This window comes from Flavobacterium sp., assembly GCF_024642105.1.
Classification (GTDB): domain Bacteria; phylum Bacteroidota; class Bacteroidia; order Flavobacteriales; family Flavobacteriaceae; genus Flavobacterium.
The window spans coordinates 68,960-80,551 of record NZ_JAHEBT010000003.1 but is presented as its reverse complement, the minus strand read 5'-3'; the positions used below and the strand labels follow the sequence as shown (position 1 = coordinate 80,551).

General features: G+C 32.9%; 11 protein-coding genes. 9 read left to right on the top strand and 2 right to left on the bottom strand.

From position 1 onward, the window contains the following. Positions 1 to 38 precede the first annotated feature (38 nt). The 4 genes from pfkA (at position 39) to Q0L65_RS01740 (ending at position 3,486) form a co-directional block, all read left to right on the top strand. Positions 39 to 1,025, top strand: a complete 987-nt coding sequence (gene pfkA, locus Q0L65_RS01755) for a 6-phosphofructokinase (protein WP_296682748.1) — start codon at positions 39 to 41, stop codon at positions 1,023 to 1,025. A gap of 72 nt (positions 1,026 to 1,097) precedes the next feature. After that, on the top strand, positions 1,098 to 2,102 hold the full coding sequence (gene gap / locus Q0L65_RS01750) for a type I glyceraldehyde-3-phosphate dehydrogenase (RefSeq protein WP_296682746.1): 1,005 nt from the start codon (positions 1,098 to 1,100) through the stop codon (positions 2,100 to 2,102). 151 nt (positions 2,103 to 2,253) lie between these two features. Next, complete coding sequence (locus Q0L65_RS01745; protein WP_296682744.1) at positions 2,254 to 3,105, top strand: N-acetylglucosamine kinase; 852 nt, start codon at positions 2,254 to 2,256, stop codon at positions 3,103 to 3,105. Between the two features lie 6 nt (positions 3,106 to 3,111). Further along, positions 3,112 to 3,486: a methylglyoxal synthase gene (locus tag Q0L65_RS01740; protein WP_296682742.1), complete on the top strand. Its 375-nt coding sequence runs from the start codon at positions 3,112 to 3,114 to the stop codon at positions 3,484 to 3,486. On the opposite strand, the gene Q0L65_RS01735 is transcribed toward Q0L65_RS01740, so the two are convergent. Both Q0L65_RS01735 and Q0L65_RS01730 read right to left on the bottom strand, forming a co-directional pair. Beyond that, entirely contained in the window at positions 3,467 to 3,847 is a 381-nt protein-coding gene (locus Q0L65_RS01735; RefSeq protein WP_296682741.1) for a RidA family protein, read from the bottom strand. The two genes, Q0L65_RS01740 and Q0L65_RS01735, sit on opposite strands and share 20 nt — an antisense overlap. Before the next feature lie 9 nt (positions 3,848 to 3,856). Continuing rightward, positions 3,857 to 6,592: a putative LPS assembly protein LptD gene (locus Q0L65_RS01730; RefSeq protein WP_296682739.1), complete on the bottom strand. Its 2,736-nt coding sequence runs from the start codon at positions 6,590 to 6,592 to the stop codon at positions 3,857 to 3,859. Between the two features lie 83 nt (positions 6,593 to 6,675). Between Q0L65_RS01730 and Q0L65_RS01725 the strand changes: the two genes are divergently transcribed. The 5 genes from Q0L65_RS01725 to Q0L65_RS01705 are packed head-to-tail and all read left to right on the top strand — an operon-like array spanning position 6,676 to position 11,580. After that, positions 6,676 to 7,851, top strand: coding sequence for an N-acetylmuramoyl-L-alanine amidase (locus Q0L65_RS01725; protein ID WP_296682737.1), 1,176 nt, complete (start codon positions 6,676 to 6,678; stop codon positions 7,849 to 7,851). A gap of 45 nt (positions 7,852 to 7,896) precedes the next feature. Continuing rightward, positions 7,897 to 8,889 carry an MlaD family protein gene (locus tag Q0L65_RS01720; RefSeq protein WP_296682735.1) on the top strand — a complete coding sequence of 331 codons (993 nt, stop codon included), beginning with the start codon at positions 7,897 to 7,899 and terminating at the stop codon, positions 8,887 to 8,889. 5 nt (positions 8,890 to 8,894) lie between these two features. After that, entirely contained in the window at positions 8,895 to 10,220 is a 1,326-nt protein-coding gene (locus Q0L65_RS01715) for a (Fe-S)-binding protein (protein ID WP_296682734.1), read from the top strand. 51 nt (positions 10,221 to 10,271) lie between these two features. Then, positions 10,272 to 11,063 carry a (Fe-S)-binding protein gene (locus tag Q0L65_RS01710; protein WP_296682732.1) on the top strand — a complete coding sequence of 264 codons (792 nt, stop codon included), beginning with the start codon at positions 10,272 to 10,274 and terminating at the stop codon, positions 11,061 to 11,063. Between the two features lie 34 nt (positions 11,064 to 11,097). Beyond that, complete coding sequence (locus tag Q0L65_RS01705) at positions 11,098 to 11,580, top strand: ABC transporter ATPase (RefSeq protein WP_296682730.1); 483 nt, start codon at positions 11,098 to 11,100, stop codon at positions 11,578 to 11,580. The last annotated feature ends 12 nt before the right edge of the window (positions 11,581 to 11,592 follow it).

Below are 11,592 nucleotides of genomic sequence, written 5' to 3'. Positions count from 1 at the left end.
AATTCGCGTTTATTAATTTTACGCCAAATACTATAATAATGCCAAATAAAATAAGAAAAATAGGTGTTCTTACTTCGGGTGGTGATTCACCAGGAATGAATGCTGCAATACGCTCAGTTGTTAGAACTTGTGCTTTCCATAATATTGGATGCGTAGGGATTTACAGAGGATACCAAGGAATGATTGAAGGTGATTTCAAAGAGATGGGACCTCGTAGCGTAAATAATATTATTAATAAAGGAGGGACGATTTTAAAATCGGCTCGTTCTATGGAATTTAAAACTCCAGAAGGAAGAAAAAAGGCATACGATAATTTGGTTAAAGCCGAAATCGATGCTTTTGTTGTTATTGGTGGTGATGGAAGTTTTACAGGTGCTTTATTATTCAACTCTGAATACAACTTTCCTGTAATTGGAATTCCGGGTACTATTGATAACGATATTTTTGGAACAAGTCATACTTTAGGATATGATACCGCTTTGAATACTGTAGTAGAAGTAATTGATAAAATCCGTGATACAGCGAGTTCTCATAACCGATTGTTCTTAGTTGAAGTTATGGGACGTGATGCGGGTCATATTGCATTAAATGCTGGTATTGGAGCTGGAGCTGAAGAAATTTTGATTCCTGAAGAAGATATGGGATTGGATCGATTGTTAGACTCTCTTAAAAAGAGTAAAGCAGCAGGTAAATCATCTAGTATTGTTGTCATTGCCGAAGGAGATAAAATTGGTAAAAGCGTTTTCGAATTAAAAGATTATGTAGAATCCAATTTACCAGAGTATGATGTTAGAGTTTCGGTATTAGGACACATGCAAAGAGGAGGTTCTCCATCTTGTTTTGATAGAGTTTTAGCAAGTAGACTAGGAGTAAAAGCGGTTGAGTCTTTACTAGAAGGTAAATCTAACTTTATGGCAGGAATCAATCAAGATAAAATTACGTTGACTCCTTTGGAACAAGCTATAAAAGGACATTCAGAAATTGACACAGAATTGTTACGAGTTTCTGATATTGTATCTATATAAATATATTCTGATTGAGAATCAAATCAGAAATAAAAATTACACTAAATAAACTAAATCTAAAATTAAATTAAAATGTCAAAAGTAAAATTAGGAATAAACGGTTTCGGAAGAATTGGAAGAATCGTTTTTAGAGAGTCTTTCAACAGAGATAATGTTGAGGTAGTAGCTATCAATGACTTATTAGATGTTGATCACTTAGCTTACTTATTAAAATACGATTCAGTTCACGGTCGTTTCAATGGAACTGTTGAAGTGAAAGAAGGTAAATTATATGTAAACGGAAGACACATTCGTATCACAGCTGAAAGAAATCCAGCTGATTTGAAATGGAATGAAGTTGATGTTGATGTAGTTGCTGAATGTACTGGTTTCTTCACTACTGTTGAGACTGCAAGTGAGCACATCAAAGGTGGTGCTAAGAAAGTAATTATTTCTGCTCCTTCTGCTGATGCTCCAATGTTTGTAATGGGTGTGAACCACGAAACTGCAAAAGCTTCTGATTTAGTTGTTTCAAATGCATCTTGTACTACAAACTGTTTAGCTCCAATGGCAAAAGTTATTCACGATAACTTCGAAATTGTTGAAGGTTTAATGACAACTGTTCACGCTACAACTTCAACTCAAATGACAAATGACGGTCCATCTAGAAAAGATTTTAGAGGTGGTCGTTCAGCATTAGTAAATATGATTCCTTCTTCTACAGGTGCTGCTAAAGCGGTAGGAGTTGTAATTCCTTCATTAAACGGAAAATTAACTGGTATGTCAATGCGTGTTCCTACTGTTGACGTTTCTGCAGTGGATTTAACTGTAAAATTAGCTAAAGAAACTTCGTATGCTGAAATTATGGCTGTATTGAAAAAAGCATCTGAAACTACAATGAAAGGAATCTTAGGATTTACTGAAGATGATGTAGTATCTAATGACTTCGTATCTGACTCAAGAACTTCTATTATTGATGCTAAAGCTGGAATTGGTTTGAATTCTACTTTCTTCAAAATTATTTCTTGGTATGATAATGAATACGGTTATTCAAGTAAATTAATTGATTTATCTGTACATATCGCAGGTTTAAAATAATCAATACTTTTTCAATAAAATCCCGTTATTGTTATTGTAACGGGATTTTATTTTTTTACTGTTTTCATTTATTCAGAATGCTATAAAACGTTTAACTTTATAGTCTTTGGAAACAGATTTCCAATACCCAAAAAACCAAAAAAACCAAAAGATGAAATTAATAGTTGATAGTGGTTCTACCAAAGCCGATTGGATTGCGATAGACGATAGCGGAAAAGTATTATTCACAACACAAACCTTAGGTTTGAATCCAGAGATTCTTGATGAAACTGAAGTTGTTGAGCGTTTGAATGATCGTTTTGATATTTTACAAAATAAAAATGAGGCAACTCATTTATTCTTTTATGGAGCAGGTTGTGGAACAGAAAGAATGAAAGTATTCCTTTCTCAGGTTTTTCAGGCTTATTTTCCCAATGCTATTGTTGTCGTTGAAGAAGATACGTATGCAGCAGTATATGCTACTACACCAAAAGGCGAAAAAGCTATTGTTAGTATTTTGGGTACAGGCTCCAACTGTAGCTATTTTGACGGAAAAGAATTGCATCAAAAAGTACAATCGTTAGGTTACATTGTAATGGATGATTGTAGTGGAAACGTTTTTGGTAAAGAATTAATCAGAAAGTATTACTTCAATAAAATGCCTCAGCATTTGGCTGTTGAATTTGAAAAAGAATACGATATGACTCCAGATTACATCAAGAGCAAATTGTATAAAGAAGCTAATCCTAATGCGTATTTAGCAACTTTTGCTAAGTTCTTGATTCAGCATAAAGAAGATCCATTTTGTAAAAAAATCATTTACAAAGGGATGAAATCTTTTGTTAAAAATTATATCAGACAATACGATAATTATCAAGAAGTACCTGTTCATTTTGTAGGATCGATTGCTTTTTATTTAAAAGACGAATTACAAGTTACTTTTGATAAATACCAAATTAAATTGGGTAATGTGTTAAGAAGACCAATCGATGGTTTGATTGCATATCACGTTGCTAATAAATAAAATAGAATGGAAATAGCTGTAATTGCACACGACGGCAAAAAGAATGATTTAGTTCAGTTTTTAATCAAAAACAAAGTTGTTTTGCAACAAGAAAAAATCAAGTTGATTGCCACTGGAACTACTGGAGGTAAGGCTGAAGAAGCTGGATTTAAAGTAACTAGAATGCTTTCAGGACCTTTAGGTGGTGATGCGCAAATTGCAGGTCGAGTAGCGGAAGGAATCACTCAAATGGTTTTCTTTTTTAAAGATCCATTATCAAGCCATCCGCATGAAGCAGATATTAATATGTTAATTCGTGTTTGCGATGTACATAATGTGCCATTGGCAACTAACGAAGCAACGGCACAGTTATTATTAAATGCTATTGCACTGCAATCATAGAGATTTCTACATTTACATTTTTTGGCAAACAAGCCACTTGAACCGTTTCACGAGCTGGAGCGGTTTTTTTATTAAAGTAAGATCCGTAAACTGAATTAATGCTTCCAAAATCATTCATATTTGAAATGAAAATGGTTGACTTGACTACATTCTCAAAGGTCATTCCGGCAGCTTCTAAAACAGCTTTCATGTTCTGCATCACTTGTTTGGTTTCTAACTCAATAGTATCAAGAACTAGTTCTCCGGTTGCTGGATTAATTGCAATTTGTCCTGAGGTGTACAAAGTGTTTCCAGTTAGTACGGCTTGATTATAAGGCCCTATTGGAGCGGGAGCTTTATCAGTAAAAATTATTTTTTTCATAATTATTATTTATCGAATTAAAGTACTTCGTTTATCCCATTTAATATCACTTAATACACCTGATTTGATTCCGATGAAGAATCCCCAGTTGGCATAGGTTCCAAAAGGCGACCAATTAAAATCCATTCTCCAACTTAATAAATCTCTTTCAAAACGTAGTTGTGTGTAAGTTACTCCTTTTTGAACAAAATCATATCCGGTTGAAATTCCTGTTTTCCATTTAGGAGTTAGATCGGCATTGATTGATATCATTAATGAATTTCCAATTATTTTCTTTTCTCGGTTATTATTTCCGTAGGTCAGTGAATATGCAAACGTCATATCCCAAGGTAGTTTTGAGTGGAAAAATTCAGAAATAGTGTCTTCTCCTTTATCTTCAGTATCGTCAAATTGACTTTTCTGGTGATTTCCTAAATTAGGTTTTCCAAACAAATCGTCTTCGCGTCCTCCATTTCTTTTTGTTTGGTCAGAGTCATTATTTTTAGCTTTATCCGAACTCGAAAGGGAATAGTTTAAGGTCATATTTGCACTAGTCATTCGAAATAAACTTCCTCCATTGTCAATATTATAAACATTGATTCTTTTACCAGAATTGTCAATAGCATAGGGGTCTAAGGTGGCTCCAAAATTGACATTCATCTTATTGTCAAAAAATTGAGTACCGCCACTAACACGAACTGGAGACCAAGCAAGTGTTCGTACTCCATCTGCATTTAAATCGTAACTTGTGGACAGATTTAAATTGTTTAACAGCATTACTTTTTTAGGTTCTGTTTTGGTACTGTCTTTATCAGTTACTTTTGCCTCAATTGTATTGCTTAAATCAATTCCTAGGGTATTTGAATTAGAATTTCCTGGAGCGCCATATATTCCATTCTCAAATCGAGAATATTCTTTTATCATAGTACCACTTCCATCTGCAGCATAAGTGTCGTAATATTTTTCAAAGCTAGGGGTATAACCATAAGAAATAGAAGGCCTCATTACGTGTCGGATAGCTTGAATTTTTTTATTAGCACCCAAATTAAATGTCCCATAAATAGTGGTTCCTAAACTTGAAGAAAATGAATAGGTTCTAAAAGCATCAAATCCTTTGATTTCGGTATCAATTACTTTACCTTGTGTAGCATCATAATTTCTACTAATAGTTTTGGTATACCAAACTTCTTTATAATTGAATGAAGAGGATGCACTAAAATATTTGAATAATTTAAAATTGGTGCTTAAAGGTATCGAATGTTGTAAACCTACTTTGGCATTTTCAAACATTTGAGGTTTAAAAAATAAGGAGTCAGTAGTAGAAATACTATTTTTAGCACTTAAATCGTATTGAAGGTTGATATTCTTGAAAAATCCTTTTTTCACTCCATCTTTTTTTACGAATGGGTAGATGCGGTCAACACTAAATTGGAGTGTTGGTAAGGTCATGTCAATTTGTTCCGTTTGTGTGTTCTGAGAATGAGTTGCCGTTAATGATAATCGCGATTGTGGTCCCGACCCATTAAACGTTCTGCTATAAGAGACAGAAGAACTCATAGTATTATTTAGATTTGAACCTATATTAACTTGATTAATAGACTGTTTGAAATATTTACTACTTCCAAGATTAACAGAGGCAGAAAAGTTTGAATTTGGACTGGCTTTAGTGTCTCTAGAATGGGACCATTGAATATTGTAGATTCTTTGTTTACTATAATCGGGATAGCCACGTTCACTTGTAATTAAATTTTCAAAACGAACGTTTACATTACCTCTATAATTGTAGCGTTTTGCATAGTTCGATTCAAATCGCATTCCATAGCTTCCATTGGTGTAATAGTCGCCAAGAATAGTCAAATCATAATGATCACTTAAAGCAAAATAATACCCTCCATTTTGAAGTGAAAATCCACGTGTATTAGAATCATTATAACTAGGCAAAAGAATGCCTGAAATACTAGTTTCTTTTGACATTGGAAAAAATGCAAAAGGTAAGGCAATAGGAGTAGGTACATTAGCAATGACCATATTAGTAACTCCGGTAACTACTTTTTTTCCGGGTACAAACTTCACCTTGTTCGTTTGGAAATAATATTCTGGATTATCTACGTCTTTTGAGGTAGTAAAACGCGCTCCTTTTAGAAAGTATACCGAATCATTTTCTTTTTTAGTAAAAGCAGCTTTTACTTTGAATTCTCCTTGGTCTGTTCTGGAGTTCCAAATAATAGCTTTTTTGGTCTTGAAATTAAATCGGATAGAATCGGGTTCAATTATATTGGCACCTTGTTTGAAATTGGGGAATTGAGTAAATTTTCCAGTAGAGTCTTTTATTCTACCTGCATAGACTTCGTTTTTTTCATAATCAAGTAAAATAACTCCCGATTTTAGTTCAACATCTTGGTAGTAAAGTTCTGCTTTATCGTATAATGTAATATGCTTTTTCTTTTGATCAATTTTGGTGTAGTTGTCCGCTTTGTATTTTACTTTGCCTTCTAAAAACGGTTTTTTAGATTTTAGACTGTCTTTTTTTAGGGTGTCTGATATTTTTTTAGAGTTCAGTTCTAAAGGATTGATAGTGCTGTTTTTGTTTTTTTCAGTTTCTTTAATTAAAGATATTGAGGGTGTTTTTTTCTTAATATCTTGGGAATACAAATTACCAGATCCAATTGTTAGGAAAATTGATAATAAAACGATATTAAATAAGTTTGTACGCAAAGGTTTAAATGCTATTTTTGTAAAAATATGGTTTGTTTTTTGATGTGCCAAACTTACATATTATTTTTCGGCAAAAATAGTCAAATAAATAATTTATAACCATTGAGTTTTAATTAAAATTAACATACAGATTTATGTCTTTTACTTATAAGATTAAGGTTTTATTTTCTTTTGTTCTAATAGTGCTATCATCTCAAATGTATAGCCAAAATTCAAAATTTAAAGTAACCTTGGATGCAGGGCATGGAGCTCATGATTATGGTGCAGTTTATAGTGGGCGAATAGAAAAAAATATTGCATTAGCTGTCGTTTTAAAAGTAGGTCAAATCCTAGAAAAAACTAAGAAAATAGACGTGGTTTACACCCGAAATACGGATGTTTTTATTGATTTAATTGAACGTGCTAATATTGCCAACAGAGCGAAATCAGATATTTTTGTTTCAATTCATTGTAATGCTAATAAAAATACAGCTGCTGATGGTACTGAGACCTATGTTATGGGTTTGAGTAAACTGGCTTCTAATTTAGAAGTAGCAAAAAAGGAAAATTCGGTAATTACAAAAGAGAAAGATTATAAGCAAAAGTACGATGGTTTTGATCCGAATTCCCCAGAATCATTATTAGGTTTTACATTAATGCAGGAAGAGTTTTTAGACAATAGTATTATTCTTGCAAGTAAAATTGAAGAACAATTTGGAAAATTAGGTAAGAAGTTACGTCATGGTGGAGTAAAACAAGAACGATTTATGGTATTACACAAAGCTTACATGCCAAGAGTTTTGGTTGAAATGGGTTTTGTATCCAATCCAGTTGAGGGAGATTTGTTAAATTCAGAAGAAGGTCAAGACGAATTAGCCGAGGCCATTGCTAATGCCATTATGAGTTATAGAAATGAATTTTTTGGGGATGGAGATCTTGAAATTAAAGAATTAAAACCTTCTAAAAGAATTGTTAATAAACTAGTTAAAGATACAGCGAGTCAAGAAAAGTCCAAAGAGATTCTTACGATACCTGAGATTAAAAAAATAGAACCTAAAAAAGAAATTTCGGCTTTGTCTTTAATTTACAAAGTTCAAATAGGAGTAAGTGTTAAAAAAGTAGCTTTAGAACCTAAGAATTTTAAAGGTTTAGATCCAATCACGATGGATTCGTATAAGAGTTCTTTTATTTATATGTATGGAGAAACTTCGGATTATGAAATGGCAAAGCAAATGTTGAAGGAAGCCAAAAGCAAAGGATACAATTCGGCATTTCTAATCGCCTTTAAGAATGGAGAAAAAATAAGTATTCAAGAAGCACTTAAATTATAGCTTTAGTCCATTATTTTATATTAATTTTGCTCAAAAATTTAGATTTTGAAAATATCAAGAGAAATTAAAACAGCTGTACTGGTAATAGCTTCAATTTTGTTATTCATTTGGGGATATAGTTTCCTAAAAGGTAAAGCAGTTTTTGCAAATTATAAAACCTACTATGTTACCTATGATAATGTGGAAGGATTAGCTAAATCCGCACCTGTAACTTTAAATGGTTTGGCTATTGGAAAAGTAAATGATATTACAATAGAGGAGTCTACAGGAAAATTAATTGTAGAGTTACAAATCACAACCGATTTCCCAATTTCAAGTACAAGTTTAGCTACTATTTATGAACCAGGCTTGATTGGAGGCAAACAAATTGCAATTGAACCCGATTTTAAAAATAAAGACTTGGCTGTTAATGGACAGGAATTAAAGGGTAACTTAAAATTAAGTTTAAGTGCATCTGTACAAGAGAAGCTAGTTCCTTTGCAAGCAAAATTAGAGTCTATATTGAATAATACAGATCAATTATTAACTGGTATTAACAATATATTGGATAAAAAATCTCAAGAAAATTTAAAAACAAGTTTGTCTGAGTTGAGTCAAACAATGGTAGAACTTCACGCTACTTCAGTAAGTGCGAGTTCGATTTTAAATGATAACAAATCAGATTTAAAAGGAGTAATCACTAACTTTAAGAAGGTTGCTACAGATTTTGCTAAAATTTCTGATTCATTGAATAGAGCCGACTTAGGAAAAACAGTTAAGAATTTAAATAAAACCTTAGCCAAAGTTGATGGGTTAATGTTGGATTTACAATCAGGAAAAGGAACGGCTGGGAAGTTGTTGAAAGACGAAGCTTTATACAATAATTTAAAAGCAACAACAAAGGAAATGGAATTGTTGTTACAAGATGTTCGATTGTATCCTACTCGTTATATTAATGTGTCTGTTTTTGGAAAGAAAAACAAACCGTATGTAAGTCCCGTTCAAGATTCAGTTTATGTAGGGCCCGCAAAAGGTGCTGTTTCAAAAGTTAAAAATTAGCAATTATGAGCTATTTAGACAATATAGTATTTGCTATTGTACTCGGTATTGGTTTTGGTTATTTTTATGCTAACGTAAAAAAAATAATCAGAAACATCCATTTAGGTACTGATGTAAATCGTAAAGACAATCCTAAAGCCCGTTGGTCTAATATGGCTATGATTGCTTTAGGTCAATCTAAAATGGTAAAACGACCTATTGCTGGTGTTTTGCATATTATTGTCTATGTTGGATTTATTATTATTAACATCGAATTACTCGAAATCATCATTGATGGTTTATTGGGTACGCATCGCGTATTCGCGTCTTTAGGTGTAGTTTATGATGTATTAATAGCTTCTTTTGAAATTCTTGCCGTTCTTGTTATCGTGGCTGTTTTGGTGTTTTGGACAAGAAGGAATTTAATCAAACTAAAGCGTTTTGTTAGTTCAGATTTGAATGGTTCTCCTAAAAAAGATGCCAATTATATTTTATATTTTGAAGTGGTATTAATGACTTTATTTTTATTGATGAATGCTTCTGATTTGCATTTGCAAAATATTCCAGGAGGGTATTCTCATTTTATAAAAGCAGGTTCGTTTCCTATTAGTCAATTTATTGCGCCATTATTTAATGGAATGTCAAATGAGTTGGTACAATTACTATCTGAATTATTTTGGTGGATGCATATTATTGGGATTTTGGTTTTTATGAATTACTTGTATTTTTCAAAACACTTGCATATCCTTTTGGCATTTCCAAATACGTATTATGCTAATTTGAATCCTGAAGGACAATTTGATAATCTAGCTTCAGTAACCAATGAAGTAAAATTAATGATGGACCCAAATGCTGATCCATTTGCGGCAGCTCCAGAAACTACTGCTCCTGTTAAATTTGGAGCAAGCGATGTACACGATTTGAATTGGGTGCAATTGATGAATGCTTATACGTGTACAGAATGTGGACGTTGTACTTCCTCTTGTCCAGCTAACCAAACGGGTAAAAAATTGTCTCCTCGTAAAATTATGATGGATACTAGGGATCGTTTGGAAGAAGTAGGTAAAAATATAGACGCTAATAAAGGTATTTTTGTTCCAGATAATAAGTCTTTATTAAACGATTATATTACTCCAGAAGAGCTTTGGGCTTGTACTTCTTGTAATGCTTGTGTTGAAGAATGTCCAGTAAATATTAGCCCGCTGTCTATAATTATGGATATGCGACGTTATTTGGTAATGGAACAAAGTGCTGCTCCAATGTCTTTGAATACGATGATGACTAATATTGAAAACAATGGTGCGCCATGGCAATACAGTCAACAAGACCGATTGAACTGGAAAAACGAATAAATAGAGAATGCTACTTTAAAGTAGGAGGACTATCAATATAAAATCTAAACCATGTCAGAAAATTTAGTTGTGCCAACAATGGCCGAAATGTTAGCTCAAGGGAAACAACCTGAAGTCTTATTTTGGGTAGGTTGCGCAGGAAGTTTTGACGATAGAGCAAAAAAAATAACTAAAGCATTTGTGCGAATATTGAATCGTGCCAATGTATCTTTTGCTGTTTTGGGAACAGAAGAAAGCTGTACAGGAGATCCTGCGAAAAGAGCAGGGAATGAATTCTTGTTTCAAATGCAAGCTATGATGAATATTGAGGTGTTAAATGCTTATGAAGCAAAGAAAATTGTTACTGCTTGTCCGCACTGTTTTAATACCTTAAAGAATGAATACCCTGAATTAGGTGGTCAATATGAAGTGGTTCATCATACCGAATTTTTAAAATCATTGTTAGATGAAGGTCGTTTGACTATTGAAGGCGGACAATTTAAAGGAAAGAAAATTACGTTTCACGATCCTTGTTATTTAGGTCGTGCCAATAAAGTGTATGAAGCTCCTAGAGAGTTAATCCAAAAATTAGATGTTGAATTAGTTGAAATGAAACGTTCTAAAGCGAATGGATTGTGTTGTGGAGCAGGAGGAGCGCAAATGTTTAAAGATGCTGAAGCAGGTACTAAAGAGATTAACATTGAAAGAACGGAAGATGCTCTAGAAACACAACCGGATATTATTGCAGCGGGTTGTCCGTTTTGCAATACGATGTTAACCGATGGAATTAAGAATAAAGAAAAAGAAAGCGATGTAAAAGTGTTAGATATCGCTGAACTTATTGCTAATGCTCAAGATTTGTAAAATTAATTACAATTAACCTTATACAATTATAAACATGTACGTTCCTTTTGAAAGTTTACCAGAAGAGTCAAGAATTTGGATTTACCAATCCAATAGAAAATTCTCAGATGAAGAAATGACTGAAATCGAAACCGCTTTACAAGCGTTTCTTCAAAACTGGGCGGCACATGGAACTAGTTTAGAATCATCTTATCAATTGAAATACAACCGTTTTATTATTTTGGCTGTCAACCAAGAAGTTCAGAATGCAACAGGTTGTTCTATTGATGCATCTGTTGAATTTATTCAAAGTTTAGAAAAAAAATATAACGTTGATTTGTTAGACAAAATGAACGTAACGTTTAAATTAGGAGAACATATTGCTCACAAACCTTTGATTGATTTTAAGAAAATGGTGAAAGACAAAGCGGTTACTGAAAATACTATTGTTTTCAATAACTTAATTAATACCATCGAAGAATTCAATGATTCATGGGAAGTTCCAGCAGCAGATAGTTGGCACAGCCGTTTTTTCTAAAAAATAGATTTG